This is a genomic window from Methylorubrum sp. SL192, from assembly GCF_026672325.1.
GTDB lineage: Bacteria > Pseudomonadota > Alphaproteobacteria > Rhizobiales > Beijerinckiaceae > Methylobacterium > Methylobacterium extorquens.
Genome location: NZ_JAPPQV010000003.1, coordinates 4,757,755 through 4,784,167, shown reverse-complemented (window position 1 = coordinate 4,784,167; position 26,413 = coordinate 4,757,755). Strand labels below are relative to the sequence as shown.

At 62.3% G+C, this 26,413-nt stretch carries 30 protein-coding genes and 3 pseudogenes; 19 read left to right on the top strand and 14 right to left on the bottom strand.

Translation table 11 applies throughout. The features are described from left to right. Nucleotides 1–539: 539 nt before the first annotated feature. Nucleotides 540–791, bottom strand: coding sequence for a 2Fe-2S iron-sulfur cluster-binding protein (locus OVA30_RS23210; protein ID WP_268177092.1), 252 nt, complete (start codon nt 789–791; stop codon nt 540–542). Here OVA30_RS23210 and OVA30_RS23205 point away from each other — a divergent pair. Both OVA30_RS23205 and OVA30_RS23200 read left to right on the top strand, forming a co-directional pair. After that, nucleotides 760–1,005 carry a hypothetical protein gene (locus tag OVA30_RS23205; protein ID WP_056153852.1) on the top strand — a complete coding sequence of 82 codons (246 nt, stop codon included), beginning with the start codon at nt 760–762 and terminating at the stop codon, nt 1,003–1,005. The genes OVA30_RS23210 and OVA30_RS23205 overlap by 32 nt on opposite strands. 161 nt (nt 1,006–1,166) lie before the next feature. Beyond that, nucleotides 1,167–1,433 (top strand): hypothetical protein, encoded by a 267-nt coding sequence (locus tag OVA30_RS23200; RefSeq protein ID WP_268177091.1) that lies wholly within the window; start codon nt 1,167–1,169, stop codon nt 1,431–1,433. Nucleotides 1,434–1,635: 202 nt separating this feature from the next. Here OVA30_RS23200 and OVA30_RS23195 read toward each other — a convergent pair whose 3' ends face one another. Together OVA30_RS23195 and OVA30_RS23190 are read right to left on the bottom strand one after the other, a co-directional pair. Continuing rightward, the gene (locus tag OVA30_RS23195; protein ID WP_056153845.1) at nt 1,636–1,884 is read right to left on the bottom strand and encodes a hypothetical protein; all 249 of its coding nucleotides are present in this window, start codon (nt 1,882–1,884) and stop codon (nt 1,636–1,638) included. 101 nt (nt 1,885–1,985) lie between these two features. Further along, on the bottom strand, nt 1,986–2,585 hold the full coding sequence (locus OVA30_RS23190; RefSeq protein WP_268177090.1) for a phasin family protein: 600 nt from the start codon (nt 2,583–2,585) through the stop codon (nt 1,986–1,988). A gap of 280 nt (nt 2,586–2,865) precedes the next feature. On the opposite strand from OVA30_RS23190, the gene OVA30_RS23185 reads away from it, so the two are divergent. Further along, nucleotides 2,866–3,027, top strand: a complete 162-nt coding sequence (locus OVA30_RS23185; protein WP_268177530.1) for a helix-turn-helix domain-containing protein — start codon at nt 2,866–2,868, stop codon at nt 3,025–3,027. Between the two features lie 398 nt (nt 3,028–3,425). Here the strand turns inward: OVA30_RS23185 and OVA30_RS23180 are convergent, their stop codons facing one another. Further along, on the bottom strand, nt 3,426–3,809 hold the full coding sequence (locus OVA30_RS23180) for a DUF6894 family protein (protein WP_056153839.1): 384 nt from the start codon (nt 3,807–3,809) through the stop codon (nt 3,426–3,428). 664 nt (nt 3,810–4,473) lie between these two features. Between OVA30_RS23180 and OVA30_RS23175 the strand changes: the two genes are divergently transcribed. The 6 genes and pseudogenes from OVA30_RS23175 to OVA30_RS23150 all read left to right on the top strand — a co-directional run bounded on the left by OVA30_RS23175 (nt 4,474) and on the right by OVA30_RS23150 (nt 6,972). Continuing rightward, complete coding sequence (locus OVA30_RS23175; RefSeq protein WP_056153836.1) at nt 4,474–4,671, top strand: hypothetical protein; 198 nt, start codon at nt 4,474–4,476, stop codon at nt 4,669–4,671. 160 nt (nt 4,672–4,831) lie between these two features. Continuing rightward, nucleotides 4,832–5,086 (top strand): hypothetical protein, encoded by a 255-nt coding sequence (locus OVA30_RS23170; RefSeq protein ID WP_268177089.1) that lies wholly within the window; start codon nt 4,832–4,834, stop codon nt 5,084–5,086. After that, the gene (locus OVA30_RS23165) at nt 5,083–5,349 is read left to right on the top strand and encodes a hypothetical protein (RefSeq protein ID WP_082499643.1); all 267 of its coding nucleotides are present in this window, start codon (nt 5,083–5,085) and stop codon (nt 5,347–5,349) included. Before OVA30_RS23170 ends, OVA30_RS23165 begins: the two co-directional genes overlap by 4 nt. Continuing rightward, nucleotides 5,331–5,540, top strand: a complete 210-nt coding sequence (locus tag OVA30_RS23160) for a hypothetical protein (protein ID WP_268177088.1) — start codon at nt 5,331–5,333, stop codon at nt 5,538–5,540. The genes OVA30_RS23165 and OVA30_RS23160 overlap by 19 nt, the downstream gene beginning before the upstream one ends. Nucleotides 5,541–6,124: 584 nt before the next feature. Beyond that, a complete protein-coding gene (locus tag OVA30_RS23155; RefSeq protein WP_056153827.1) occupies nt 6,125–6,346 on the top strand; it encodes a hypothetical protein in 222 nt (73 codons plus the stop codon). Between the two features lie 220 nt (nt 6,347–6,566). Beyond that, nucleotides 6,567–6,972 (top strand): annotated as a pseudogene (locus OVA30_RS23150) (helix-turn-helix domain-containing protein). A gap of 162 nt (nt 6,973–7,134) precedes the next feature. Here the strand turns inward: OVA30_RS23150 and OVA30_RS23145 are convergent. Then, nucleotides 7,135–8,096 (bottom strand): IS630 family transposase gene (locus OVA30_RS23145; protein ID WP_268177086.1). Its coding sequence is split into 2 segments (ribosomal slippage): nt 7,135–7,745 and nt 7,745–8,096, totalling 963 coding nucleotides; the frame shifts between segments, so codons are not numbered across the junction. 87 nt (nt 8,097–8,183) lie between these two features. Here OVA30_RS23145 and OVA30_RS23140 point away from each other — a divergent pair. Further along, nucleotides 8,184–8,429, top strand: a complete 246-nt coding sequence (locus tag OVA30_RS23140; RefSeq protein WP_268177084.1) for a hypothetical protein — start codon at nt 8,184–8,186, stop codon at nt 8,427–8,429. Nucleotides 8,430–8,946: 517 nt separating this feature from the next. Here the strand turns inward: OVA30_RS23140 and OVA30_RS23135 are convergent. From OVA30_RS23135 to OVA30_RS23115, 5 genes are all read right to left on the bottom strand, one after another. Next, nucleotides 8,947–9,159, bottom strand: a complete 213-nt coding sequence (locus tag OVA30_RS23135) for a hypothetical protein (protein WP_268177083.1) — start codon at nt 9,157–9,159, stop codon at nt 8,947–8,949. A 117-nt stretch (nt 9,160–9,276) separates the two neighbouring features. Continuing rightward, nucleotides 9,277–9,501, bottom strand: a complete 225-nt coding sequence (locus tag OVA30_RS23130; RefSeq protein ID WP_268177081.1) for a hypothetical protein — start codon at nt 9,499–9,501, stop codon at nt 9,277–9,279. Nucleotides 9,502–10,058: 557 nt separating this feature from the next. Next, nucleotides 10,059–11,426, bottom strand: a complete 1,368-nt coding sequence (locus tag OVA30_RS23125; protein ID WP_268177080.1) for a TadE/TadG family type IV pilus assembly protein — start codon at nt 11,424–11,426, stop codon at nt 10,059–10,061. Between the two features lie 399 nt (nt 11,427–11,825). Then, nucleotides 11,826–12,002 carry a hypothetical protein gene (locus tag OVA30_RS23120; protein WP_268177079.1) on the bottom strand — a complete coding sequence of 59 codons (177 nt, stop codon included), beginning with the start codon at nt 12,000–12,002 and terminating at the stop codon, nt 11,826–11,828. 108 nt (nt 12,003–12,110) lie between these two features. Beyond that, nucleotides 12,111–13,172: an HD-GYP domain-containing protein gene (locus tag OVA30_RS23115; protein WP_268177077.1), complete on the bottom strand. Its 1,062-nt coding sequence runs from the start codon at nt 13,170–13,172 to the stop codon at nt 12,111–12,113. A 423-nt stretch (nt 13,173–13,595) separates the two neighbouring features. On the opposite strand from OVA30_RS23115, the gene OVA30_RS23110 reads away from it, so the two are divergent. Beyond that, the gene (locus OVA30_RS23110; RefSeq protein ID WP_056153285.1) at nt 13,596–14,276 is read left to right on the top strand and encodes a sigma-70 family RNA polymerase sigma factor; all 681 of its coding nucleotides are present in this window, start codon (nt 13,596–13,598) and stop codon (nt 14,274–14,276) included. A gap of 261 nt (nt 14,277–14,537) precedes the next feature. On the opposite strand, the gene OVA30_RS23105 is transcribed toward OVA30_RS23110, so the two are convergent. From OVA30_RS23105 to OVA30_RS23095, 3 genes are all read right to left on the bottom strand, one after another. Further along, nucleotides 14,538–17,087 (bottom strand): HWE histidine kinase domain-containing protein, encoded by a 2,550-nt coding sequence (locus OVA30_RS23105; protein ID WP_268177075.1) that lies wholly within the window; start codon nt 17,085–17,087, stop codon nt 14,538–14,540. Nucleotides 17,088–17,339: 252 nt separating this feature from the next. Continuing rightward, complete coding sequence (locus OVA30_RS25965) at nt 17,340–17,606, bottom strand: response regulator (RefSeq protein WP_326493626.1); 267 nt, start codon at nt 17,604–17,606, stop codon at nt 17,340–17,342. Between the two features lie 1,118 nt (nt 17,607–18,724). Continuing rightward, a complete protein-coding gene (locus OVA30_RS23095) occupies nt 18,725–19,063 on the bottom strand; it encodes a hypothetical protein (protein ID WP_268177546.1) in 339 nt (112 codons plus the stop codon). A 156-nt stretch (nt 19,064–19,219) separates the two neighbouring features. Between OVA30_RS23095 and OVA30_RS23090 the strand changes: the two are divergent. The 6 genes and pseudogenes from OVA30_RS23090 to OVA30_RS23065 all read left to right on the top strand — a co-directional run. Continuing rightward, nucleotides 19,220–19,405: pseudogene (locus OVA30_RS23090) on the top strand (hypothetical protein); the annotation flags it as partial. A 35-nt stretch (nt 19,406–19,440) separates the two neighbouring features. Continuing rightward, nucleotides 19,441–20,124, top strand: a complete 684-nt coding sequence (locus OVA30_RS23085) for a thermonuclease family protein (protein ID WP_056155885.1) — start codon at nt 19,441–19,443, stop codon at nt 20,122–20,124. 118 nt (nt 20,125–20,242) lie between these two features. Next, nucleotides 20,243–20,647 (top strand): helix-turn-helix domain-containing protein, encoded by a 405-nt coding sequence (locus OVA30_RS23080; RefSeq protein ID WP_268177074.1) that lies wholly within the window; start codon nt 20,243–20,245, stop codon nt 20,645–20,647. Between the two features lie 168 nt (nt 20,648–20,815). Further along, the gene (locus OVA30_RS23075; RefSeq protein WP_268177072.1) at nt 20,816–20,959 is read left to right on the top strand and encodes a hypothetical protein; all 144 of its coding nucleotides are present in this window, start codon (nt 20,816–20,818) and stop codon (nt 20,957–20,959) included. Between the two features lie 817 nt (nt 20,960–21,776). Next, a complete protein-coding gene (locus OVA30_RS23070) occupies nt 21,777–22,196 on the top strand; it encodes a DUF6522 family protein (RefSeq protein ID WP_326493625.1) in 420 nt (139 codons plus the stop codon). Between the two features lie 813 nt (nt 22,197–23,009). After that, entirely contained in the window at nt 23,010–23,207 is a 198-nt protein-coding gene (locus OVA30_RS23065; protein WP_056154140.1) for a hypothetical protein, read from the top strand. 48 nt (nt 23,208–23,255) lie between these two features. Here OVA30_RS23065 and OVA30_RS23060 read toward each other — a convergent pair. Next, nucleotides 23,256–23,767: pseudogene (locus OVA30_RS23060) on the bottom strand (DUF3280 domain-containing protein). Nucleotides 23,768–23,993: 226 nt separating this feature from the next. On the opposite strand from OVA30_RS23060, the gene OVA30_RS23055 reads away from it, so the two are divergent. Both OVA30_RS23055 and OVA30_RS23050 read left to right on the top strand, forming a co-directional pair. After that, nucleotides 23,994–24,182: a hypothetical protein gene (locus OVA30_RS23055; protein WP_268177070.1), complete on the top strand. Its 189-nt coding sequence runs from the start codon at nt 23,994–23,996 to the stop codon at nt 24,180–24,182. Between the two features lie 1,503 nt (nt 24,183–25,685). Next, nucleotides 25,686–26,048, top strand: a complete 363-nt coding sequence (locus tag OVA30_RS23050) for a hypothetical protein (protein WP_268177069.1) — start codon at nt 25,686–25,688, stop codon at nt 26,046–26,048. Nucleotides 26,049–26,413 lie beyond the last annotated feature (365 nt).

Genomic DNA, 26,413 nt, shown 5'->3' with positions numbered 1-26,413 from the left:
CTAATCGATGCGAGGGTAGCCCTTATACAACGGCCTTCGACCCCACCTGTTGCACTGCAACATGAAACGCAGGTCAGATGCGCGCCAGCGTCTCAGCCACGACATTATAGGTCTCGGCCGAGGCTTGGTACGGTCTCGTTCCAGGAGCGGAACTTCAACCGCCCACAAGCGAAGGTCCGTTTGTGGCGCGTAGCCGACCAGTCGGCATGCTAAATCCTGACCCTTTGCAGACCTGGCGGCTTGCCGGACGAGGCGTCTGCTCCGAGCGGGAAGCGGACCCCCCGGGGCGGTTGCGGCATTAGGATGTCGTGGACCATTACATGCTATCGGACGAGGGGCCTCTGCCTGCTTCAACGACGCCGAAGGCTACCTCGTCACCGCTGGCCACGCGGCCATCAAGGCGACCGAGGCTGAGTTCGTCGACTTGGAGGCATCTGAGTTCTCGACGGCGGTCAACCCCAGCATGGTGAAGCGCCTCGTATCGGAGCTTGCGACCGAGCGGTGAGACGACACCCCCGGTCGCCTCGGCTCAAGACCGCCTAGGCTTCCAGCTCCACGTCGCCCTCGGGTTCGGCTTGGCAAGCGAGGATGTAGCCGTCCTCCCGGTCACCGTCGCTCAGCGCGTCCTGCACCGACATGCGAACGTTCCCAGCTCTCAGTTTCACCATGCAGGTTCCGCAGGTCCCAGAGCGACACCGAACGGAAGCACACCCGTATCCCAGTCTTGGTGACGGCGCGGGATCGTGCCATCCTCGCCATATGGACAGACTGAACGACGTTGCCGCCGGCATCCACATTGTTCGCGTCTACATGGACAGCGGCGTCGGCGGCATACCCACCGTGCAGCTTTGGGTGGCCGCCGTGCCTCGTGACCAAGCCGAGGAGGCCGTGCAGAGGGCGGTTCCGGCGGGTTGGCGGGCGGAGTTGACCAGGGACACCCTGACTAAAGAGACCGTCGCCCGTATGAACATCCTTGCTGAAGAGGTTCGGCAACTCGCCACCTAATTGGCCTCGCAGTGCCGTCCTCCTCGCGACAATTTGCCCGGGGATTAGAGACCGCACCGTCGCCACTGGGTCGCCGCGGGCGAGACGACGACGGCGCTGTCCGGCGTGGCACTTGGGTGCTGACGATGGCGCGCGCCCAGTCCAGGCGATAGGGTCCACGCATGGCTGATCCTAACCCCACCGTCGGCGAACTGTTCAAGGCCAAGGTCGTCACCCATGACGATTTGAACGCGCTGGTCGACGCTGTGCTCGGCGGCCGGATGGAGGAGCGGGCGGAACTCGGCGAGGGCGACACGGTCGACGTGGCGGCCGCCGTCAAGGCAAACGCCTTCGCTACCGCTGTTCTACGTGACAAGACGAGCACGACCGGCGCTAGGCGCACCGCCACGCGCACGGCGATCCTGCTGGCCCGGACCCAGAAGGCGTGAGGAAGATCAACCGGTAAGCTTAAGACAACTCGGCCCCCCTATGCCATCGGCTCCGCCTTCAGCCGCCAGCCGTGATGCTCCTTCCCGTCCTCGCTGTCCTACCACTATCTCATTCACATCGGCGTAAAGGGAGGCAGCCGGCTCGCTAGCAGACGAGAGCCACGAGAAGGACCCAAGTGAACTCCCAAATGCGCGGAGATCCCTAAGCAGCGCTCGTCAGGCGCTTTGTGTTCTCGGCAACGTGCTCGCGGTATCGCGCGACGACCGCGTCCAGTGAGCCGCCCATCATTAGGCTGCCGCTAGCCTCGATCGAGGCGCTAATCTTCTCGCTGACCATCCGAGATGCCTCGGCCTGCGCCGCAGCTCCGCCCCATGACATCTTCACCAGGCGAAGCTCGACCACCCTCTGTGCCTCGAAGGCCAGCATCGCGACGGCAAAGGGATTGTACATGGAACACTCCGTGTCGGAACGAGAAAGGGCGGTCGAAAGGACCGCCCTCAGGTTGGCATCGCTAAGAAATTTACTGCCGGGCTTGGCGGCGGCAGCCGATCTCAGCGAGCCGGAGCGACGCTGGAGAAGGTTTGGCTGGCTTCGTTGACAGCACGGGCGGATGTTTCGGTGATCGCCTTGCTGTCCTGGACCATGTGCTGCAGGCTCTCACGCATCAGATCGCTCTGGATGGTGGCGAACTCCTGAACCGTCTTGGCCTGAGTCAGCTTGGTGAGGCCGTCCAGATTGCGCTGGAATTGCTTCTGCCCAAGTTCGAACAGGCTGCGCGAGGCATCTTGGAAGGCTTGGCTCAGCACCGTGCCGCAGCGGGTGACCGCCTCGATGTTCTGCTTGGACTGCTGAGCCAGACGCTCACCGTCTTGGCCTGAGAAGCCCAGGGTCTTCGAGAAGCGATCGGCGGCCTCACGAGTGTGCTGGGAGGCTGTCTCGATGCTGTTCTGCATCACCTGCTTGGTGGTCTCGGTTGCTCGCTCGTGCAAGTCAACGATCTTGTTAGCGCCCTCACGAGCCGCATCGGAGAACTGCTTGCTCTGCTCGTTGGTCTTATCGGCAGCCTTGTTGAAATTAGCCTTTGCGGCCTCAGCGATGCGCGCGTCCTGACCGTTCTGCTTGGCGGTGCTGACGTTCTGTTCATGGGCCATGTGGGCTTCCTTTCAGTATTTATGAAAATATTTCTACAAAGCAAACAGACGAATTAGGCCGATCGCTCTGCTGGCGAAGCAATCGGCTGCGATTGCTGCACTGCATCCAAGTCGTGCCTTTATGGAGTATTTCAACCCTCCACGAGACAATTTTTATACAATTGAAAAGCGACGAAAATAATCAGGAATTATACTCGAATTTAACACGCTGAGTTCATTGCAGAATTACCTTCGGGCTGCGTCGATATCTTCGCACCCATGGCCGGACTGGTTGGCCGACGTGACGGGACTGACGACGGTGCATGTCAGCCGGGCGGTGAAGTCGCTACGCACGGACGGACTCGTCAGGCTGGACGATCGCCAGTTGGTGATCCAGAACTGGAGGCGCCTCTATGATGCGGCCGAGTTTGATTTGACCTACCTGCCTGAAAAACTGAGGTAGTCGGAAAACAAAGAGCCTCGCTGCGGCTGATTCGAGCGGGGCTGGAAGAGCCTCAGATTAGATCGATAGCCACGGACTGCACGACGTTGTCGTTGAGCGCAGGGTGATGATTGTCGATACGTACCGAGGCCCCCTTGCGCCTCGCCCACCTTATTGTCTCAGCCGTTCGGGCGGATCTGCGATCAATCCAAGCCTCATGACGTACAGGCGCGCCACGCCCGTAGCGTCGTTGGGTGGGCTTCATGATTGCTCCAGTGCGTGCGGCGGAGGAGCCTCATGGGTCGACAGCTCAGCCCGAAATCGTACGGTAGCGGTGTTCGGGGTCTGATTTGTGACGTGAGGCAGCACGAAAAACCCAGCCGCGGCTGAGCCGGGCGGGGCGCCGAGAAGCTGACATCCTAGGAATAGCGCAGCCACTTCATTGAAGCTGCGCGTGAGTCTGGCGCGAGCGAGAACGAGGCTGACTTCAACGCAGCGTTGAATCGGAGCGCGAAGCCGAAGAAGGCCGAGGGCTGAGTTCTACAGCCCCGACGGGCGTTCACTGCCCTGCGCGGCTGGCGCGACGTAGGCTGAAACATTGATGTAAACAGGATCAGCCCCCTGTCGTCCGTCACGTCCATCTGCCAGTCTTTATCCGCCCAGATTTGCTGCGCGTGTTCGGTCAGCAACACGCGCACGCGGCGCGCCGCCTCGGTGCGAGCCTTCTCTAGCCCTGGAAGGTCGGCCGCCTCGGTGAAGGCAACGTGCGACTGGGTCCTTACCTGGAAGTGGAACCTAGCCAACCGCCGCCCCCCTGCTACCGCACGACAACGCGGCGGACATCCGGCCGTTCAGTCGGGGCTGCTAAATCGCCCGTATGTGCGAACGATATAATCGCCAAACGAAAATGCCCCGCGCGGCGGGTGCCGGCGGGGCGAGTCGATATGCGGAACGCCCGCTGGAGGGCGGGCATGATGTAGACGGCTGGTGGTCGGCGGATAGTCCCTCAGCTCGGCGCCGCCCCGCCGAACGGAAGCCCCCGTCCGCCGCCAGTCCCCGATTCACGTCCGGGGCGCGATCCATCATCGTTAAGGCGTGCTACTATCCCGCCATGCCTCGTTTTTCCGTTTTCTTCTGTGCCGCGCTTTTCCTGCTCACTACCTATCTCGTGTGGTCGCATTTTCACGACGGTGAATCGGCGGAATGGGGAGGGTCGATCACGGAGCAGCGGGCTCGGTGATCGGCACAGACCAGCGGTGAGCGGATTAGTCCGGCGCCTTCGGCGGCCCACGCTCGACGCACGGTGCCCGCACCACCTCCGCAGGTGCATCTCGGGCCTGCCCCCCCGCCACGGTGAAACCGGGTGGGGCTGGGTAGTGATCGACAATGGCGTAGTTGTGTCAGTTTGAAATCTATGACGGCTGACCCGCTCTTGGTCCTATTGATTGGGCGATGTAGGCCCAGGTCATGACCGATCCGGCAACCCACCCCTACAGCCTTGAGATCCTTCACCCGAAAAAGGAGGGGGGCTCGTTCCAGTGGGCCATCCGCAAGAACGGGAAGCTTGCTCAGAGGTCGGACCGCGACCTGCGAACCGAGGCCAAAGCCCGAGAGAACGGGATGGCGCAAATCGACAAGTTGCTGTCGGGAGTTGGCGAGCGATGAGCGCGCCTAAAGCGCTCTCGCTGTCGATGCGGCGGTCGTTAAGCATTTATGGGCCAGCCACGTCATCGCCAACGATGAGTCGAGCCCCGGCCTGAGGCGCGGCGCCACCCGCACGGCGGTCCTGTTGGCGAGGACGACACCTGCGCGGTAGGTTCGCCGCATGGTCGAATCGCCTCCATTCCGGCCTGACAGGGCAAAGGACGCCATCGAAGGCGATGGCAATTTCCTCCTGCCGATCAGTGCGCCGAAGCCCGGTCTACTGATGGGCGAATCGCTCGCTGTCATCGTGCTGACGACGGTCGAGGGACAGCGTGTAGGTGTGCCGATTGGGATGCAGGGGCTCTCCGACCTGCATGAGGTCACTCGGGAGGCTCTGCGGATGCTCCAGGCCAAGGACAAAGATAGCCTGCAGTGAGGCGGCCCGACCGCACCTTCGCCGACTGGATCGCCGAAGGGCTGACCACGATGGCCCTGCATTGCTCCTGTGGGCACTATGCAACGGTGACGCTGGCCGATCTGCCGCCGAGGCTGACGCGCACCTGCCTCGGGCAGAACGCATGTTGCGCCAAATGCGGCAAGCGAGGCGCCCAGGTGATGCGGGACATGAAGGCGCACAACGCCTTTCTCGAGGCGACCGGCTGGAGCTGCGAGCCGAAGCCGTGGCCAGCCAGATCATGACCGACGATGAGCGCAAAGTCGCCGAGCTGCGCGGCCTGCTCCGGTTCGCGCAGGGCCTCGGTCTGGACGAGGCGACCGTGCGGGAGATCTACGAGGCCGTCGGACGTGAGGCCATGGTGACAGGCGCCAGCGACGACACCCGCATGGCTGAGGTGCGGAAGCGGATGATTGCGTCGGCGAGTGGAGCCTGAAACGAAAAACTCCGCCGAGCGAACCAGGCGGGGAGCCGAGAAGCTGACACCGGAGACAGCGCCGCCGCTTCATCGATGCTGCACAGGCGGCCGAGGCGAGCGAGGATGAAGCGGATCGCGAAAGCGAAGAGCCCCGCGTCCTAAGCGTCCCGAACTCGGTCATCGCCGGTCCCAGGTGCCTCGTTAGCTTCCTCTCGCGCCACAGACACGTCGTCGCCGTACCCAATGACGTGAGCGGTAGCGACGCTCGCCTCAATAGCTGCTGCCTGAGCGTCGAACTCTGCTGCCATGGCTTGAAGAGACGCCTGAGTCGGATCGTTCCTCGACAAAATCGCATTGGCGAGGCGCCGACACTGCTCGGCTTTTTCGCGGAAATAGGAAGCGTTGTGGGTCATGCGCCTTCAGTGGCGCAAAACCTAACTGTGCACAATCATACCTTTGGCCGCTCTCCTTACGGCCGGTTGTTCGAACATTATAGTCGCGAAAAATTTACGCTGATCCGAGCGTTCCCTGGGCCGTTCGGAGCCGGAACGACAGGCGAGGGTTCCTTCTACGGCCACGCCTAGAGCGTAGGCCGGGAGCGAGTGAGAGCGCTGAACCGCACCATCCGACACGGGGACGATTACGTGCTCAGTCCCATTGCCTGGGCGCTGATTGAGCTGGACGAGATCGGCTATGTGGTGACTGCCGCTTCGGCCGCCCCGGCGCCGCGCTGGTACGTCGACACGGGCTCCGTAATGACATCTCGCCAGATTATCAGCTTCGCAATCGAGGCAACCGCGCACGCGTCGAGCCGACGTCGGTGATGATGATCGCATGGCTGAAATCCGGAAGCGGCTGCACCTGGCGGTTGATTGATACGAGATGTCGCCGAGCATGACCGGCGGAAGCCCTAGAAGAGCGGGTGCAGGTGCTGACGCGCGTTTGGCTCCCGCAACGAAAATCTTCTCGCGGGAGTTGCTAGGGCCCCTCGGCTAGCTCGGCCACAAGCCTGCCCGGCCGTTCTACGATACAGGGCTTAAAGCCATGGAAACCCCAAAAGCACCACCAAAGCGTGCAACCGATCAGGACCGTCTTGTCGGAGAACGCATCAAGGTGCTGCGCAAATCCAAGGGTCTTACGCAGACCGCGCTCGGTAGGGCCATCGGCGTGACGTTCCAGCAGGTCCAGAAGTACGAGAACGGCATGAACCGCGTCGGCGTTAGCCGTCTGAGCGACATCGCTCGCGTGCTCGAAGTGCGAGTCTCGTCCTTCTACGATGGCGACGAGGGCGGAGGTAGGGACCGGGCCGAGGTGTTCGGTTTTTTTACGCACTCATGGCGCCATCGATCTCCTGCACGCCTTCAGCGAGATTGAGGATGATCAACTGCGCCGCGAGGTTCTGGCGATTGTGCGCACGGTTGCTCGCATCGAGCAGGTGCCGGACAGCTAGCGCACTGCCATGCAGGCCCCCGCTGGACCATGCGACCGCGATGGAGATCTACAAGGCTGTCGGGCAGGAAGCCGTAGCGGCCAGCGCCACTTACGACGACCGCATGGCGGAGGTGCGGAAGCGGATGCTCGCTGCGGCGCGCGGGGCTAGAGCCGTGCCCGTTCACGTAGCGACGGCCAAGTCGGTATCGTAACCGGCTGCGGCGAGGCAGTTGCGGCACTCATCGGCTGTGAAGCGAGCGCAGGCCTGCCGGATGGCGTGCCACAGGTCTGGAACAGTGCGGGCCGCCGCGGTTCGGAGGAGGCCCTTCAACTTAGCGAAGATCTGCTCGATCGGATTGAAGTCCGGGCTGTAGGGCGGGAGGTAGAGCGGCCTCGCCCCGGCGGCTTCGATGGCCTCGCGCACCCCCGTCACCTTGTGGGCCTGCAGGTTGTCGAGGATGACGGTGTCGCCGGGCCTGAGCACGGGCACGAGCGTGTCGGTGACGTAGGCCCGGAAGCGTGCGCCGTTGGTGGCGCCGTCGAACAGGGTCGTGGCGCACAGGCCATCGCTGCGCAGGGCGGCGGTGATCGTGGTGGTCTTGTAGTGCCCGTGCGGGACAGCCAGCCGGCAGCGCTCGCCCCGCGGAGCCCGACCGTAGCGGCGTGCCATGTTGGTGGCCGCGGCAGTCTCGTCGAGGAAGACCAGCCTGTCGGGATCGAGGGCGTCCTGGTTCTCGAACCAAGCCTCGCGGGCTGCCCTTACGTCCTCGCGCGCCTGCTCGGCGGCGTGGATCGCCCCTTTTTACGAGTGATGCCACGCCGGGCGAAGAAGCGGGATAGGCTGCTCGTGCTGGTCTGCAGGCCGCGCTCGGCCAAAGCGTCACGCAGTTCGCGCAGAAAGATCGCCGGCCGCGCCTCGTAGATCGTCAGGATCAGGTCGGCCTGCGCCTCGATCCGGTGCGAGGCGTGATCGCCGCCCGACGGCTTGGGCGCAAGCTGTCCCTCCTGGCGAAACCGATCCGACCAGCGGCTGGCGCTGGACACGCTGACCCCAAACCGGGCTGCAGCCTGATGACAGGACGCGCCCGCGGCTACGGCCGACACGACACGCTCGCGTAAATCGACGGACAAAGGTGAAGGCATCGGCATCCTCCTTCACCCCTCAACGTCCCGACCCTCCAGCCGTCCCAAACCGCTCGGGCACGGCTCTAGTAAGTGCAGGAGGGCACAATGACGGAAGCCATTGAACACCTGAAGAACTGGTGCGCCGATCAGCACAAACTGTTGTCCAAAAACCTCGACCTCATGGAGAGGGGATTGCTCCATACGAGCGAAGGCCGCGTCGGCGGTGGCGTCGTCGATACAACAGACGCATCGATTGCTCGAACGAAGGAGTCGCTCGCCGAACTTGAGAGTGTGCTCCGGATTATTCGCGACGATTCGGCGGAGCAGGCGGCGGACGGACCGAGCGAGTAACGCCTGAAACGAAAAACCCCGCCGCGGCTGAGCCGGGCGGGGCTGGAGAAGCGCCTGCTTGGGAACGGACCTGATGTAGGCGGCCTCTGATGGCCAGCGATCAGTGAAGGCGAGCGTTCAAGCGTCGCCCCATCTCCATTCCAATCTCCTTCAAAAGCTCCTGCATCGCCTCGTGGAGGCGCGGCGTCTCGGCTGGATCAATGATCTGCGCGGCTTCAGTGCAGAGCCTGAAGATGGCGATCAGGGGGTCCGTTTTGTTTCCGGCTCCGCCGGGGTCAGATGCTTGGGCCAACGCTGCAATCCCCGCGTCAGAGGATGTGCCGCAAATCGGCCGCTAGCTTGAGTTGGCAACACCACTCTGGTTCAACTAATTGTTAGGGGCGGATAACCTCACCCCGGCGCGCCCCCTCCGAAAGGAAGCCCCCTGTCCGCCATCAGTCGCCGATGTAGGGGCGGGTCCGCTCAATCGCCGGCCCGATGTCCGCGCTGGACGGAAAGCCGATGTTAAAATGAATACTCAGGAGCGCCGCTCGGGGATATCGACCGGTGCGGGTGCTCCCAACTCGCTCGCCTGCAACTCTGCGAAAACACCCCGCGGGATCAGCACTGCAATCATCTGTCCATCAGCTGCGGTAAAACGTACATCAACGGTATGGCCCGTATCTATTAGCTCGATACTGGTAAGGGACTTCACTGCAACGGCAAGGGGAATATGCGTTTCATCGGTCAAGGGCGCGTCTCCGGCCGCCTCAAGGCCCAGATAGTTAAAACGGTTGCCTCACAATTGCGTGACCCGACCGTCCTTTTGTATTCATGAATGTGACGTTTGCTATCAGGCATCCTCTCGCTAGAGATCGTTAGCATCGATCAGGCAGCCACGTAGTGCAGCCGCCTGCCCGAAAAAAAGAAGTGCTTTGATCCGATGTGAGCGCGTCATCCTCCGCAGAGAGCGCTCTTCATTTAATTTGTTTTTGTCGCGGTGGGCGAGTGCGGCGGCTGCTATGGCGTCCGCCACATGCTCCAAGAGAAGCGCATCGGCCACTAAGTTTGCTATGTGTCGATCGTTGGTCACTGCTGGCCTCCCGTAGGACGTCTTCAACCTGCTTCACCATTGAGACTGAAAGGGGAGGCAAACCGTTCCTGGAATGCCACAGGAGGAAGGGGGGTAGAGCAGGCGCCGGACTGAGGCCACTTCGGCTCGGAGGCAGACCCGAGTGTCAGCTTTTGATCACTGCTCTGCCGATCTGTTCCCGCGCTCGACGCACGGAGCCCGCACCACCTCCTCCCGCGTCTCCTGCGCGAGCGACGTCAGTGGTCCGATGGTGATCTCGGAGCGGGCATGCGGCCGGCTACCGGGATCGGCAGCGACCGGGCTGATGCGCGTGCTCGGCCCGATGTAGAGATAGGCGCGAGCGTCCTTGCCGGCTCTCCCCGCTTGCCAGCGGTCCAAATCCGACCCTTGATGCCCATTCGGACGTCCGCTGAGGGTGGATAGCGGTCATTCGTTGATTGCGAGGTCAACGTCTGGATTGCAGCTCGAAGCAGACGATACGGCATTTCGCCCTGCCTCCCACAATCCGAAGAAGCCTGAGAGAGCACAACCAGTATGGTGGCGCGCTACGGTCCATGTCACTGGCTAAGCAGGAGCCGTCCCGAGACAGGGCCAACCCCCTTCGGCACCGGCACGCTGGAGTTGCCGTAGTTGGCGTTGAGAACGAGGTTCGGCCCCTCGTAGAGATTGATCTGCTGGGCCACAACGACGGTGTAGGCCGACATATCAGCCACTGGGCGGCTGGCGTCGATCACCAAGCGCCCGCTCGGCAAATAGATGGTGCCAAGCACGTTGCGGGCATTGTCGCTGATGATGCGGTAGATGCGCATCGGCTTGGTCGCAGCCAAGGGCGGAGGGGTTGGCGTAATCACGTCACCGAGCAGAGTATCGACCAAGTCGGCCGGGTCGGTCGGAGCCATCACCGTCCGCTCCTCACTCATCAGCAGCCCGGCCATGACACCAGTGGTCGGCGCCGACAGGCTGATGGTGGTCCTCTTGTCGAACAGGAGCCCCGCGTTGTCGCCGGTGAAGTAGAACGCCACGCCGGTGCCGGTCAGCGTGGCCTTTTTGTCCACGATCAGCGGACCGTCCTTCATCACGTAGATGCCCGGCCGCAGGGTCACCACGGAGTCCTTGGTGATCTTAAGGCCGCCGCAGTAGGTGCCGGGGCTGAGCGTGTAGTTCGTCGGGACCGGGTTCTTCCCCTTGCTTTTGCCGGTCATGGCATCGAGGGTCTGCATAAGGTTAGGCAAGTTCAGGCAACTGCCGACAGGCGGCGCGGGACGATCGGCCAGCGGATCGGCGATGACGGGGCAGTTGGTCTGCGGATTGGGCGTGAAATTGGCCCGGTCGTCCTTGAAGCCACCGGCCGAGCAGATGGTCTGCGCCCGCGCCATCGAGTTGTTGCGCCCGACCATCCCACCCGAGTTGCTAGAGTTGGAGTAGAGCGCACAATCGTAGGCCGTGACCTGCGCACTCTTTTCGAGGTTGAACGCACCGGCCGCAGCGGGGTCGAGCGCGAGCATGCATAGCCGCATCTTGCCGACGACGCTGGCCTTCGCTTTGGCCGAAACCTTGGACTCCGACATGCCGACGAACGGCCCGAAGGAGAGGTGGACGGTTTGTTCGACGACGGCCGTCACGCTGGTTTTGTCGCTGGCGACGTCAACCTGGATTGTGACGGGGTTTTTGGCGCTGTCCTTGATCTCGTCCTGGATGGTCTGGGTGGTCAAGCCGATGACCGAGGCGGTGTTGGAGACGACGAGCTTGAGGGCGTTGCCACCGGCCATCACACCGGCGTCGGTGGCCTGCTGAATCTGGCTCCGGGCCGAGACCAGCCGGGCATAGTCGATCGCCCCACCCACGAGTCCCATCAGGGTCGTTGCGGCGAGCGCAACGATGACGGTGACTGTGCCGTCGCGATCCTGATGGAAGGTGCTGGCCACGCGGTAGGTCGGCGCCAGTCTGCTCCACAAACGTCCGAAACCGTGAACCAAGGTGACCCGCCGAGTGCCTTCTATTCAGCTTCGGGCTAGCATCACCAAGTTAACAGGGTGCCTACGACTCTCTGCTGCTCGGTCATTTATGAATCAAGCGTTAGCGCATAACCCAAGTTAGGCATGTCGGAACCGCCGTTATCCGGTGCATGATTTGCTTTCGGCGCAGCGAAGTCTGGGAGGCACATGCCCGCCGCTTCACTCCCATTCTGAACTGTCGTTAGCGGCCAGTTTCGCAGATCGACATAAGCGTCCGCTAGGAAAGAGGCCCGCAGGGTTTGCCAAATGCCTTTGGCACATGCTGCAGGTTCGATCGGAGACTACCTACGGATGAGGAACATCGGTTCCTCAGGCGAGGGTCCCAAGCAGGGTCATGATTCCGACGACGCCGACGGTCGACGCGGCAAAGCCGAGAAAGGCGATCAGCAGGGAAGGCACCGTGACTTCGGACCGGCTCGAAACGTTGACCTGCGGCTGCATTAACTCGTCTCCAGGATCAGGAATGAGCCCGTAACGCAGCGCCAAGCGAGACAGTTCCGGGAGTAGACCGACGCGCGTCCGGACCGTGACGTGCTCCACCTGAATCGACGCATGTGTTGTCGCTGATGCCGGTGCCGGTGCCGGTGCCGGCGTTTAGGCGGCGACCGGCACCGAATGCAGCGCTGTTCGCAGACGCAGGTTCGCCTCAACCTGGGCCCACCGGCTCAAGAATGCTGTGACCACCGCCGGGTCGAAATGGGAGCCGGCGTTCTCCTGCAGAAAGGCCCGTGCATGCTCCGGTGACCAAGCCGGCTTGTAGGGACGCTGGGTCGTCAGCGCGTCGAAGACGTCGGCCACCGCGACGATGCGGCCGGACAGGGGGATGGCCTCGCCCTTCAGGCGATAGGGGTAACCGGTCCCGTCCCAGCGCTCGTGATGGCTTCCCGCGATCTCGGCGGCGAGGCGCATGACGGGCGAGTCGCTGCCGCCCAGGATGCGCCGTCCCCGGTCGGCGTGCTGCTCCATCTCCCGGCGCTCCTCGGGGGTGAGAGCGCCCGGCTTGAGCAGGATTGCGTCCGGTACGGCGATCTTGCCGACGTCGTGCATGGTCGCGGCCAGACAGAGCTGCCGGGCGTCGGATGCGGGCATCCGCATCGCCTCGGCGATCAGCCCGACATAGGCGGAGACGCGGGCGATGTGATCGCCGGTGTCGGAGTCGCGGTGCTCGGCGGCGCGCATGAGCGTCGAGACGATCTCGCGCTCGCGCTCTTCGACCAGGGCCACCGCCGCCGCGACCTCGCGGGCGAGCTGCGCGGCATGGTCGCGCTGCGCCCGGTGGGCCGCGGAGAGGGCGAGCAGGTTCGTGACGCGGGCACGGATCTCGACCGCGTCGGCGGGCTTGGTGAGGAAGTCGGTCGCCCCCGCCTCCAGTGCCTCGCGGCGCAGGCTCCGCTGGTCGTGGCTCGTCACCATGACCGTGGGAACGTTGGTGAGGCCGGGAATGCGCCGCACCGCCCGGATGAACGCGACGCCGTTCATGCCCGGCATCTCGTAATCGGTGATGACGACCCCGATCTCGGACGCCCGCGCCTCTGCGAAGGCGAGCGCCTCGGCCGGCACGGTGAAGGCCTGCGGCGTGCAGCCGGCGAGCGGCCGCAACGAGGCGACCATCACCAGGTTGTTCATCTCGGCATCGTCGAGGACGAGAGCGAGCATCGAGCTTTGTCCCAGGCTTGTTCGACCCCCATTGCCCGTCCGGCTGCTCTGATGGCGGCCCGATGACGAACTGTGCCAGCAAGGCCCCGGCACGTTGCCGAACAATGAAGCCGTCGCGTCTTTCCGCAAGGCACAGCGGGCATTATGCTCAAGGGTTAGCAGAACCTTGTCCTGGGGTTCGAAACCAGCTTCTAGCGAAGCATTGTCAACCGAAATGCTTGAAGCTTGAAGGCTTCGACACGGCCTGTCGCGGCTAGCCGCAGCCCGCGAAAAGGAACTCGGCCGTGTACTGCCCAGCTCTTTCGACAATCTGATGAAGACTTCGTTAGCTCGCATTCAGCATGAGCCTGCCAGAAGCTCCCTCGCTAGGTGCCGATCCGTCCCGGACCAAGCGGCATATGAGGGGAGGCGAAAGGGACAGGCATGGCCGAAGGAACTTCCCGGACAGCTCCGTCCCGCTCGCGTGAGAGCCGAATTCCCGAGGGCGCGCGCCAACACCTAGGCTCCGAGTTGCGCAGCTACTACGCCTCCATGTTGGCCGAGGTGCAGCCATCGACACTGCTGGACCTGATCGCGCGGCTCGACGGCGCTTCGTACGACAGGGAGGCTGCAGACTTCCGAGACGGGCTCCTCGCGTCTCTTCCGAGCCTGCGTGCCTTCGCGCTGTCTCTCGCCATGAACCATGCTGTTGCCGACGACTTGGTGCAGGAGACCTTGCTCAAGGCGTGGAAGAACCAGGACAGGTTCGAGCCCGGCAGCAACTTGCAGGCATGGCTCTGCACCATCCTGCGCAACCATTTCTACACTGACATCCGCAAGCGGAAGCGCGAGGTCGAGGACGCCGACGGGACTATGGCCGGCCAAATGGTGGCATCCGCTGCCCAGGAAGCCAACAGCGAGTTGCAGCAGGTCAAGCAGCACCTTGCTAAGCTGCCAGCGGCCATGCGCGAGGCGCTGCTTCTCGTGGGCGCCCAGGGCCTGACCTACGAGGACGCCGCCGAGCTCATCGGCTGCCAAGTCGGCACTGTGAAGAGCCGCGTGAGCCGGGCCCGTGCCCTTCTGGCAAGATCGCTGGGCATGGACACGCGCAGCACTGCGCTTTGAGCTGTCCGTTCCCACGCATACCAAGGACGTCGCCATCAGGTCCCCTCCAGCTTCCGAAACGGACGCCCGAACCGGAAAGGCCAAGGGTCCGATAGGGGTCGGAAGCTGACCCATCACGCATGGGCTATTGGCAACTCGCCTACCGTAGCGCCGCGCCGAAACAGCAATTTTGTACAGCTCGGCGCCTCGACAACTCGGAGCGCCGCCGCGCGAGCCTTAGCATCGGCTTCGGCATCGGCTTCTGCCTGCGCCATTGCGGGTTCAGTGGGTTCGGGAGCGGCCAAATGCTTGCCGCAAGCTGTCGGCTCCGTAGGGCTTCTTGATCACCGGCACGTCGCCCAGGTCCGGCGGGACCTGGAAGCTCTCGCCGTAGCCGGTTGCGAACGCAAACGGGATACCGAGTTCCGCCAAGCGCCGAGCAACGGCGATGCTCGTCTCTGACCCGAGGTTCACATCGAGAAGCGCCCGGTCCGGCGGCGAAGCGTCGATCACCCGGAGCGCCTCCCGGACTGAGGCCGCCATGTCGACCGAATCGGCCCCCAGCGCGGTGAGCGCCTCCTCCGCCTCCAAGGCGATGATCATGTTGTCCTCGACCACAAGCGCTGTCCCACTGAGCAAAAAGGACGGGACCGCTTCGGGCTGGACGACGCGGACCGCCCGCGGCGGCGCTGCGCGGACGAAGGCGGCCGGGATCGAGAACCGCGCGGTCAGGCCGGTCAACGCGTAACGTACCTCGGCCTCGCCCTTCAGTTCATAGGGGACGGAACGCTCGATGATGGTCGAGCCGAACCCGCGCCGGGTCGGAGCCTTGACAACGGGGCCGCCCGTCTCGGTCCAATGCACCAAGAGGCTGTCGAAGCCATCCCGCTCCCAGCGCACATCGACCCGACCGCCGCTGTCGCTGAGTGCACCGTACTTGGCCGAGTTCGTCATCAGCTCGTGCACGACGAGCGCCATGGTCGTGAAGGCCTGCGGTTCGAGCAGAATGTCGACGCCGTCGAGGACGACGCGGTCGGCCTTGGCGCCGAGGTAGGCTGAGGCTTCGACGGTGAGGAGCTCGGCGAGCGAGCCGGGTCCCCAGTTGGCCGAGGTGACCTGGTCGTGGGCCCGGGCGAGCGCCTGGATGCGGTCGCCGACCACTTCGGTGAAGTCGTCCGCGTCGCCGGCGTTGGCCCGGCTCTGGGTGACCACGCCCCGGATCAGGTTCAGGATGTTGCGCACCCGGTGGTTCAACTCGGCGATGAGGAGTTCTTGCCGCTCCTGCGCCTCCTTGCGCTCGCGCTCGGCCGTGTCGCTGAGCCGGAGGATCACCTCAAGGAGCGTGACCCTCAGCGCCTCGGCGGTGCGGGCTTCCGCCTCCGACCAGGGGAGCGAACGGCCATGGACGACCTCGCGCCACGTCTCGAAGCTCTTGCGCGGCGTCAGGCGGACACCGTTCGGGCCGAGGCTTGCGGGCTTCTCCGGATTGCCCGCCCACGTCACGGTCCGCGCCACCTCCTTGCGGAAGAACACCAAGAAGTCTCGGGGCGTGCGTGACACGGGCACGGCCAGCATCCCGGCCGCCCGCTCGGTGAAGTCGCGGCCAGGCTCGTGGAACCGCCCGATCTCTTCCGTGGCGTAGACCCTGCTCGCCGCCGTGCGGTTGAGGAAGCGCACGAGGCCGGTAAACTCCTCCCGCGTCGGCGTCATGCCTTGCAGGGTGATCTCGCCGTCGACCCATAGGCCCAGCCCGTCGCAGGCGACGATGCCCGACAACTCTTCGGCGAAGTCGGCCAGCCCCTCCAAACCGGTGCCGCCAGCGGCCATGGCGCTCATCAGGCGGTTGTGGGTTTCGCGGGCGAGTGCCTCCTGGGCGGCGAGGACCTCCCGCTCGCGGCTCTCCAGGATCCAGGAGAACATCTGCCCGAATAGCTCGGCGGCGGTCCGGCGCTCCAGGGAGATGTGCCGCGGCTCCGTGTGGTGGCAAGCGAACAGGCCCCAGAGGCGGCCCCCGCGCAGGATGGAGACCGACAGCGAGGCGGCGACGCCCATGTTGCGTAGGTATTCGAGGTGGATTGGCGACACCGTGCGCAGGGTCGAGAGCGACAGGTCGAGGGGCTCGCCCATGGGGTCACGCGCCGGGACCACCGGGATGGCCGGGGCATCGATGTCGGCGATGATGCGCAGCCAGTTCCGTTCGTAGAGGGCGCGAGCCTGTTTGGGGATGTCGGAGGCCGGGTAGTACAGGCCGAGGTAGCGGTCGAGGCCCGAGCGTACGGCCTCGGCGATGACCTCGCCCGAGCCATCGGGGGCGAAGCGATAGACCATGACCCGGTCGAAGCCGGTGAGTGCACGCATTTGCCTTGCGGCCTCGCGGCAGAGCGGTTCCAACTCCACCGTATGCTGCAGGCGGGAGACAATGTTGCGCACGAGGTTGCCGGCGCTGAGGTGCTCGGGCGCGCTCGGCTCGGCCTCCATGACGATGGCGCCGCCGGACACGTGCAGGGCGATGTCGAAGACGGGCTTGTCTGGCACGAGGCGGACGCCGAAGACCCTATCCACGGCGTCGGGACCGCGCAGGGTCTGCAGGTGGCCGCGTAACAGGTGGATGGCCTCCTGATCGACTAGGATGTCGAGCGGAAGTCCGAGAAGGTCCTCGGCCGGCCGTCCGAGCCACTCCGGGGCGTTGGCGCTGGCGCGCACCACGATCCAGTCCGACGAGACGCCAAGGAGGAAGCCGAACGGCTGCACCGCGCCGAGAATGTGGATCGGCTCGCGGTCGCAGGATGTCAGGTCGACGGGCTGCCCCTGGTCTTCCGTGCTCGCCTCCATGCGCCCTGCGTCGTCCCGAGGATTCTGGTCGACACTCGACCTTCGACCCCCAATAATGCGGAACGCCGGCAAATGTATCCGGCAAACTGCGGCGACTGGCCGGTCAAGCCATGTCGCGCAACGGGGCCGGCTTAAGCCCGTCTGGCAGGATCTCCTTGAGATGGTCGTGCACCATTTCGGCAGTGAACGGCTTGCCGATGAAGCGAGCCCCTTCGGGCATGTCGCCGGGTCCCGGATGCGCTTGGCCTGAGGCTACGACGATGGCGATGTGTGGCCATCGTTGAGCAGTCTCGCGAGCCACGGCGAAGCCATCGCGGGAGGTGGCATCTGGACGTCGGTGAACACCAGGACGATGAGGGCGTGCTCACGGGCCAGCAGCGCTATGGCCTTGTCGCCGTCGCCGGCCTCGAAGGTGCGGAACCCCACCTTCTGCAAGATGTCCATCGCATCCATGCGGATGAGGCCCTCGTCGTCGACGACGAGGGCATAGGGAATTGAGGGATCGGCTGGATCGGTCATCGGCACATAAGTCCCGATTCTTGCAAAAGGTCCCGTCCGCCCAGCGCTGCAGGCTACCGACGGCTCACGGGCGGTCGCAGGATCATGCGCATCTGTGGCGGACCATACCCGAACCAAATGTACCGCCTTCGGTTGGAGCCAGTCGAACGTCGAGCGTCAGCTTTCGAAGTCCGACGCTCAAGAGCGGATTGGCAGAAATCCACCCAACCCAGTACTACTTGTCCGCTACCAGACCGCCGGTGAGCGGCCTTTTTGAGAGGCCGCAAAGGGTCGAAGGCGGGCCCTCGCAGAGCGACGATCATCGTGCCATCGGCTCGCGCTCCACGCACGGAGCTCGCACCACCTCCTCCGGCGTCTAGCGCGCACGAAAAACCCCGCCGCGGCTGAGCCGGGCGGGGCAAGTATGGGTATCGAGATGGAAGAGCCGGCCGGAGGGCGGGCATGAGGTAGACGGCTAGAGGCGGGCTGATAGTCCGCCTCAACTCGGTGCCGCCCCTCCGAACGAAAGCGCCCCTGTCCGCCACCAATCCCCGATGTAGGGCCGCGTCCGCTCGATCGCCGGGCCGATGTCCGCAGACTGCTGGACACCGCAGCCCAGCTCAAATCGCCGAAGATCTTTTACAAGCGAGTTGCTGATATTGATTTTATACAACTACCCGATATTAGATCAATTGAGATGACTTGAGAAATAATTATTATTAATTAGATCTTTAGCCAGACTCGATCTTATCCTTATTGCTTTGATGCAAGGCAAATAATTCGATCTTCTGCGGATAAGTTAAGAGGATTGTTGCATCACATTGATAGCATTGATACTTTGCAGCTGTTGCAAACCACGCACCTTTCCGAACATGCACGGTTCCGCAGAATGGGCACGGATTCTGCAGAACGTCTTCGTACAGTGCTTTAGACAAAGGCATAATCTGGCCTGTACCGATGGTAGAAATGAACTGAATCGGGATATAATGAATGCTTTAGAAATATGCACGAGGCAGTAACGAAATCGTGCTTTTTATTTATGAATTGGCCAGATTGTAGTCCTAATAGAAATCGGATTCGTTGAGCTTTGATAGACGTCTCGGGTTGAAACCTGTCTCCGCGTCCGCGTCAGTTTTTGATCACTGCGGCGGCGGTCCTCGCTCCACGCAGGGCGCCCGCACCACCTCCTCTGGCGTCTCTCGGGCGAACGTCGTCAGCGGCCCGATGGTGATCTCTGAGCGCGCGTGAGGACGATCAGCCGGCGCCGTGACCACCGGGCTGATGCGCGTACTCGGCCCGATGTGGAGGTAGGCGCGAGCGTCCTTGGCCGGCTTCCCGCTCGCGAGCAGGCCGGCCAGGGTGACGGCGACGAAGCAGGGGGTCACGGCCGCTCTCTCGTGCGACGGGTTCTCGATCGCCTTCTCGCGCTCGATCAGGCCGAGGATCGTCGCCGGGCATGGTTGGGCCATCTCGGTCATGGCCAATTCCGAGCCGAGCGCGGTCCTGAAGTGCGGCGCGATCCGCACCGCGATCCTGCTGGCGCGGGCGCAGAAGGCGTGATGGCGGCTGGGCGGTAGGCCTGGAGCAACCCACCTCCCCTATGCCGTCGGCCCCGCCATCAGCCGGCAGCCGAGATGCTCTTTCCCAAACTCGCGTTCGATCCGCTCCCCGCAGAGGCCGCCGAGTGGCGCAAGGCCTTCGGCGTCCTGCGCCCCAACTCTTCACCCTGCTGGTATTTCGGCGCCACCGCTTGGGCGAACATCCATGAGGCCTGCACGGACTTCATCGAGCGCTTCGGCGCTAAAGCCGTGCGCCCAGGCTGAGGCGACCTGCGACGGTGTGATAAAGTGGCGAGATGCGCTCCCGGTCCTGGCTCCTTGTCCTGCTTCTCGCCACGCCAGCCCACGCTGAGCCGTTCGTCGGCCGAGCCTCGATTGTCGATGGCGACACGCTCGACGTTCGTGGAACGCGCATCCGCCTTCACGGCATCGACGCGCCGGAAAGCGCCCAGCTCTGCAAGGACGCCGCCGGCAAGGACTACCGCTGCGGACAGGTGGCTGCTCTGGCTCTCGCGGATCACATCGGCAAACGCCTCGTAACATGTGATCCGCGCGAGACCGACCGCTACGGCCGAGTCGTCGCCGTTTGCCGGGCTGACGCGGAGGACCTGAACGCCTGGATGGTCGGACAAGGCCACGCCGTTGCGTACCGGCGCTACACCGAGGACTACGTCAACACTGAACTCACCGCGAAGGCGCTCCGGCACGGCATCTGGGCGGGCAAGTTCCAAGATCCATCCGAGTGGCGACGAGCGAAGCGTGCTGGCGGTGAACGCTCGAGGCCTGAGACTGTCACGCCACCGAACAAGGCGAGTGGCTGCAACATCAAGGGCAACATTTCAGCCGGCGGAGAGCGTATCTATCACTTGCCCGGCTCGCGCGACTACGAGCGCACCCGCATCAACGACCGCGCTGGCGAGCGCCTGTTCTGCTCGGAGGACGAGGCAAAGGCGGCCGGCTGGCGGGCGCCGCGGGGCTGATGAGTGGCTAGCCGAGGCGCGCAGGTGCTTGGATCGCTGCAACCAAAATCCTCGCGCAGCAGTTGCTGGAGGCTTCCTGGGTGCATGCCTTACTGTTCTCCCGTACAGGCCTGAAGCCATGGACACCCCAAGCGTCCCGCCGAAGCGTGCGACCGAGCAAGACCGTCTTGTCGGAGAGCGCATCAAGGTGCTGCGCAAGTCCAAGGGGATTTCGCAGACCGCGCTCGGTAGCTCCATCGGCGTGACGTTCCAGCAGGTCCAGAAGTACGAGAACAGCGTGAACCGAGTCGGCGCCAGCCGCCTGAGCGACATCGCTCGCGTGCTCGAAGTGCGAGTCTCGTCCTTCTACGATGGCGACGAGGGCGGAGGTAGGGACCGGGCCGAGGTGTTCGGTTTTTTACGCACTCATGGCGCCATCGATCTCCTGCACGCCTTCAGCGAGATTGAGGATGATCAACTGCGCCGCGAGGTTCTGGCGATTGTGCGCACGGTTGCTCGCATCGAGCAGGTGCCGGACAGCTAGCGCACTGCCATGCAGGCCCCCGCTGGACCATGCGACCGCGATGGAGATCTACAAGGCTGTCGGGCAGGAAGCCGTAGCGGCCAGCGCCACTTACGACGACCGCATGGCGGAGGTGCGGAAGCGGATGCTCGCTGCGGCGCGCGGGGCTAGTAAGTGCAGGAGGGCACAATGACGGAAGCCATTGAACACCTGAAGAACTGGTGCACCGATCAGCACAAGCTGTTGTCCAAAAACCTCGACCTCAAGGAGAGGGGATTGCTCCATACGAGCGAAGGCCACGTCGGCGGTGGCGTCGTCGATACAACACCCTAGCTCCCCCGACAGACCCGAGAGGCCGGGAGAAGGCATCTCGCCCTCGGCTCCCGGGACCTGCCGTCCAATGATCTCGCCATGTCACGTGCATTGCTCCGTGGCCGGCGGAGGGCTCACCGAGTTCGCTGAGGTGCTTTTTGACATAGGCGGTCAGGACCGACGTTAGCTGCCTCGGTTCGATCTTGACCTCATCGGCCATCTCGATCGCGACCCGGGCCGACCACGCCAGCCAGGCATCTCGGAGCGCCCGGCCTTCCTCGAAGAACGCTGCCTCGGCTGCGGGTCGATCAACGAGCTTGCTGCCGCCCCGCTCGACGATCTGCTTCCGGTGGAGGCCGAGCCAGTTTTCCTTGCGCCGGACCGCAATGGCCGTCGGCAGGTTCGGGTCGTCGGGGTCGAAGGCATCTTCCTGGCCGCCGTCGCCATCGAGAGGCGCCGGGCGCGGGTGCGGCTCGGGAGCGGGCTTCGGTGCCGGCTTCGGGGCTGCGTCGGCGTGAGAGGCGTTGTTACCGTCCTTAGCCCTCACCGAGCGATGGGTTACACCGCCCCGATAGGTCGTTGGCCGCTGGTCGAGGTTCCACTCGGTGGCTTCCACATCCACGCGGCCGGTGCCGTCGAGAACAAGTAAGCCCTTCTGCTTCCAAATGGTTACAGCCTTGCGCGACACGCCGCGGTGACGGGCGAACTCGGCTTGGCTGAGGAATTTTGGTCCGCTCGCTTCGGCAATGGGCGCTGTTACCTGTTACCCTGTTGCCGGGCTTCACGACCTTGGCGCTAGGAAAGCTGGGGGCCCCCGACCACCCGTATAGTTTTGGGGATGCCAGGGTCCCCCGGGCTGCAGGGCAGCGATCGCGCAGTAGCAGGTTTTCCCCTGCCGCCCCCTGGGATGCGTTACGGTGCATCTCAGCCCGCCAAAGCTGTCGTGCGACAAGGAGGGCACACCATGCGATTTGAATGCGACCCAGACGGCGCATGGATTGTCGATCCGGCATCCCTTGCCAGTAAGCTCGGAATGACAGCGGCCAGTCTTCAGAGCCAGGAGCGTCGCGGGTTGGTCGCCAGCCGTGTCGAAATCGGAAGTGGCTCCGATGAAGGCCGTGCTCGTGTGACGGTTACGACCGAATATTCCGGCTGGCAAGGGCTTTTCGATGCAGACGGCGCTCTCATAGGCGAGCGCTTTTTCGAACCTGCAGGAACCGATGTCACTGCGTCGACCGGGTTGAGCGGCAGACATTAGGCCGCTGATAGTGCCAACCTCAGTCTCCGCCGCCCGACGATCCGCCCTCGCTGCAGGACGACCCACTGTCCAAGTAGGACGACGAGGTGGTGCAGCTATCGAAGGACGAGTGATCCGACACACGCCGTAGCTCGGCGCGATTGAGGAGAGCGGGCTCAACACCATGCCCGAGGGCGAGGCCGGGTTCATCTGGCTGTCGTTCGCTGCCGACCGGGATAAGCCAGAGGCATCGAGAAGCCGCGCGCAGCGCAGGCGGTTCTCCTGCTCCTCTCGGCGCCGACACTCTTTCTCGCGACGCTTACGGCCGAAGATGCCGAACATGCTAGCCCTCCCGTGCGGTGCTACGCCCTACTTACCTTCGCGCCATGCAAATCTGCCCAGATCTCAACTAGCTTGCCCCGCCGGCCTGTGCCTGCGATCTAATGATCTCCACTAGCGTCAGAGAAAAATCAATGGCTTGGTCGGTCGAGATACTGAACGACTAGGCCGACGATATCGAGTATTACAGTGCCGTCGGCGGCGAACGCGAAGCGCGAACATACGCCAATGAACAGAAGTCGTTGGGACGGATCATCCTTGCGATAAAAAATCACGCAGGCAATCTGGTGTTGGACAGATATTACCTTCTGCCAGCTAGCCGCCGCCCTGTGAGCGAACGCGCCTACCCCCGGAAAAAGTAGAGTTGAGCTTGGTTGTGATCCCAGGGGGGAGATTGCCGAACCGAATCATAGGCCGCAGAGGCGGGTGCGGCCTGTCGGTGTCCAGTCCACCGCGGCGCTAGTGGCTGGACGACCCGCATGGCATACCGGTGCTATGACGAACGAAGTCCCGCACCCCTATTCCATCACGGTCGAGCCGCTGAAGAAACCCGAAGGCCATTTCGAATGGGCGCTGAGGAAGCACGGTAAGCTGACCGAGAGGTCCGACCGTTCGTTCCCCACCGAGGCCAAGGCGTTCGAGAACGCGTTGAGAGCGATTGAGAAAGATCAGACTGGGTTCGGGAGCCGATAGGCTTCTGAGAGCTGTATAGCGGCACAGGCCGCAAGCCCGCAGCCAGCCTCACTTCTGCGGTGACACTGCCTCAGTCGGGGGGGCATGTTGTTCTTCACGAGGTACTTCACACCGCGATCGAACGAGGTGTCGTTGTTGCCGCGAATATCGACACTATAAGCTTGTTCGGGCGTGTCGGCCTTCAGATCCTTCACGTAGACGTTGATATTGAGGAGCAAGTTGGAGACCTTCTGGATCTCGCCAGTGATCGCAACGTCCGCATTGAGTTTGCGAGCATAATCTTCGGCGCATCCGCCGCACTTGCGCAGGTCGGAACTCTTCTCGACCTCAGCCCTCACGGGATCCGTGGACACGATCTGATAGCGACCGCTCTCCTGTAGCTGCTGACGTAGCAGATCGGTGAGGGGGCCGAGGCGGGCTTGGTCCTCACCGGTTGGACTTTGGGCGCCGAGGTTCGCAAGCTGGAAGTCGAAAACGGCAGCTTTGGGTGGCTCGGCATGTGCAGCTTTGGACACGAGCATTACTGCCGAGACTGCCACCAAAAATTGATGTGGGCTCATTTATATTCCTCCTAAGACTTTTGTCTCCTGAAGGAACGCGCGAACGAGAGATAGGTCGCATCCAGGGTGCCGAGACGCAGGGCGGGAGTGGTGAGGCGGCCGAGCTCTACGAACCCTTGCCTAAGTGCGCCCGCTCGCACTTCACACCCGCAACGGTTTGCAAATCATCCGCCATGGCATATCCGAAGCTCGGCCGTTTCCGCGGTCGCATTTTTAAGGAGTTCGGATGACTTCAGACACGCAGCTCGATCGCTCTGCCTCGCCGCTTGCCTCTGTCTTGAACCAGATCCACCCAAGCGAACCTAATCAAATGATCCATCAGCTTGCCGAGGGCGCAGATGCCCTGCCGAAGGACGGCAGCAAGCCGACTGCACCGCCGACGAATGCGTTCGAAGGATTTGGGTCCTTCGCCTGATAGGCCTCGTCACCCGCCTGCTACGGTAGCGCCAATAACTGCAGCAGGCTGCTTCAACCCTCGTCACCGCTCCACTTGCATGCGGGCGACCTGGCTCAAGCTGGGCTTGTCGGATGACGCAGCGGCTCATGATGCGCGGGGGATGAAAAAGCCCCGCAGCGGGTCATCCGCTCGGGGCGCATCTTTCCAACGTGAGAAGCGGCAGGGCCTATGGCGGCCTCACATCCGTTCTCGTACCCGACCCGCGCATATTCTACGTCGATCGGTGCAGGACAGACAATAGTGGCGCTCTATCCGAAGTCAATCACGTGATAGCCGTCATGCAGCTCAAATTCATATTCTCGAACTTGGGACCGATCGCAATTTTAGGAGCTTGACCGTCAGAGGATGGCTTTGAGGTGGAAAGCGGCGGTTCGGCCGGTGGATGCTGAACGGCAGGATCGTGTCGCTCCCGGACCTTCGATAAGGGCTGCCAAGTTGCAAGTTCGTTGCCATACCTCACCACGGCGATGTTGGGACGCATTACCTTCAGTATTGGCTCGTTCCGGCCTCGCTCACGCAGAGCACGAATCGAATCGACTCAGTTGAGTGCACCGCGCAGGTGCCCGCCGCCTGGATGAAAAGCGTTGTCGACATGCTGCATCCAACTTTTCGTAAGCAGCAGGCTGCTAGGCAAAATCCTTTGGCCCATTGTTCCTAAAGTCGTACTGATGCTTCCGCGCATTGAGACTTTTTGCCGCCTCCATCGCCCCGGACCACCCTGGCCCGAAACGACAGAGAAGCATGTTCACTCTGTCTCGCGAAACGTGATATTTTATATTCAACTCTTCCAATATGTCCGCAAAATCATCTGCACTACATTCTTGGGCCTTCAATGCAGCAGCAATAGCATCCGCTTTGACCATCATCATGAGCTCTCGCTTTATCTCGAATGTTGATGGAAGCCGCACTTTACGTCCGAACCGTAGTATTGTCGCCATGACTTCCGTCCCTACGTTGAGTACATGACAAATTCCAGCCATATGAGCGGAAAGAATTTGGCATATATCTTATGTCCCTAATAAACAACGATTCGAGACATCCTTCGTTCCTCAAACTTTTGCAAATGACCGCCTAAAAAAATACGATTATTTCTGACATTAATTTTTTATAGGGGTTGAATACGAACCAATGATCACTAAATATTGAGCTGATTGAATTGCCAGTTTTAAAACAAAGAGTCGATCTATGAGCATATCTGTGTTCAGGCCTCAGATCTTCGGCGGCAAGGTTGAACCGGCAAACCCGAATCAGAAGGCTTCACGCCTCGATCGGAGAAAGCCGGAGGAGATAACTAAATCAGAAACAAAACAACCTGAGTTGTCCGGCTCGGCCTGGTACCATGATGCGGCTATCATGGCGGAACTCGGCCCAAATCGTAGTAAAAACGTTAGCATTACACTTGCGGTGCTAGCGACCATAATAACAATATGCACTTAGTATACTGCCGATAAATCCGGAAAGATGGAGCTGATCATGGCACTCCCAAGATTGACAGGTCTTGAGTATTACTGGTTTGGGAAAAGTCAATCACTTGTGTCGGCGTACTCACGACATCGAAGCATGGAACTCGGACCAGCTGTCGCAGATGTTGTTCTCGCGATAAAAATAGATGCAAAAACATGCTATACTGGCCATCAATCGTTGCGGCGACTCGCCGAACGTCTAGACAACGAATCAGTTGACGCTGCGTTCATGGAAGCGCTGGCGGTACCTAATGACGGGAAGAATGTAGAAAATAATCGCCGTGTGGAAGCGATGCGTTGTCTTTCATCCCTGTTTTTCGTAACAGCCGACGAACTCCAAGCAGAAAAAGAGCGACTATAATTTGGTACAGGCTCGATCCTGCTTAACGTTCCGATAGCTTCCATCGCTATAAATTAGGAAATTTAATGCAATGACTAGCATTGGTAAGAGGTCTATGCTTAGATATCTTGGTACGATACGTGGACGGGGGGATCTCACGATTGGGGATGATCTGCTTAACCTCGGCATCGTCAGCTATGAGATCGATAGCTATCTTGACCGAAATACATATTCTGGAGACGGGCAGATCGAGGGCGATACCGCGCATTTGATGCGAGCTTTCGACGCCGGTGCCGCCCGAATCTTTTTGTCTAAAGGCCGATCTGTCGGGGTAGTACTCGCTGACCCAAAGGGCAGTTCAGCGGTCGAAATTGTGATTCAAGGCC

Coding starts and splice junctions, on each gene's coding strand:
- OVA30_RS23210 (WP_268177092.1), bottom strand. CDS start 791: ATGCCGGCGGCAACGTCGTTCAGTCTGTCCATATGGCGAGGATGGCAC.
- OVA30_RS23095 (WP_268177546.1), bottom strand. CDS start 19,063: ATGACCGAGATGGCCCAACCATGCCCGGCGACGATCCTCGGCCTGATC.
- OVA30_RS23115 (WP_268177077.1), bottom strand. CDS start 13,172: ATGCTCGCTCTCGTCCTCGACGATGCCGAGATGAACAACCTGGTGATG.
- OVA30_RS23050 (WP_268177069.1), top strand. CDS start 25,686: ATGGAGCTGATCATGGCACTCCCAAGATTGACAGGTCTTGAGTATTAC.
- OVA30_RS23075 (WP_268177072.1), top strand. CDS start 20,816: ATGACGGAAGCCATTGAACACCTGAAGAACTGGTGCACCGATCAGCAC.
- OVA30_RS23055 (WP_268177070.1), top strand. CDS start 23,994: ATGACTTCAGACACGCAGCTCGATCGCTCTGCCTCGCCGCTTGCCTCT.
- OVA30_RS23105 (WP_268177075.1), bottom strand. CDS start 17,087: ATGGAGGCGAGCACGGAAGACCAGGGGCAGCCCGTCGACCTGACATCC.
- OVA30_RS23070 (WP_326493625.1), top strand. CDS start 21,777: ATGCCAGGGTCCCCCGGGCTGCAGGGCAGCGATCGCGCAGTAGCAGGT.
- OVA30_RS23200 (WP_268177091.1), top strand. CDS start 1,167: ATGGCTGATCCTAACCCCACCGTCGGCGAACTGTTCAAGGCCAAGGTC.
- OVA30_RS23195 (WP_056153845.1), bottom strand. CDS start 1,884: ATGTACAATCCCTTTGCCGTCGCGATGCTGGCCTTCGAGGCACAGAGG.
- OVA30_RS23140 (WP_268177084.1), top strand. CDS start 8,184: ATGACGGAAGCCATTGAACACCTGAAGAACTGGTGCGCCGATCAGCAC.
- OVA30_RS23080 (WP_268177074.1), top strand. CDS start 20,243: ATGGACACCCCAAGCGTCCCGCCGAAGCGTGCGACCGAGCAAGACCGT.
- OVA30_RS23190 (WP_268177090.1), bottom strand. CDS start 2,585: ATGGCCCATGAACAGAACGTCAGCACCGCCAAGCAGAACGGTCAGGAC.
- OVA30_RS25965 (WP_326493626.1), bottom strand. CDS start 17,606: ATGACCGATCCAGCCGATCCCTCAATTCCCTATGCCCTCGTCGTCGAC.
- OVA30_RS23065 (WP_056154140.1), top strand. CDS start 23,010: ATGACGAACGAAGTCCCGCACCCCTATTCCATCACGGTCGAGCCGCTG.
- OVA30_RS23110 (WP_056153285.1), top strand. CDS start 13,596: ATGGCCGAAGGAACTTCCCGGACAGCTCCGTCCCGCTCGCGTGAGAGC.
- OVA30_RS23170 (WP_268177089.1), top strand. CDS start 4,832: ATGGTCGAATCGCCTCCATTCCGGCCTGACAGGGCAAAGGACGCCATC.
- OVA30_RS23205 (WP_056153852.1), top strand. CDS start 760: ATGGACAGACTGAACGACGTTGCCGCCGGCATCCACATTGTTCGCGTC.
- OVA30_RS23175 (WP_056153836.1), top strand. CDS start 4,474: ATGACCGATCCGGCAACCCACCCCTACAGCCTTGAGATCCTTCACCCG.
- OVA30_RS23085 (WP_056155885.1), top strand. CDS start 19,441: ATGCGCTCCCGGTCCTGGCTCCTTGTCCTGCTTCTCGCCACGCCAGCC.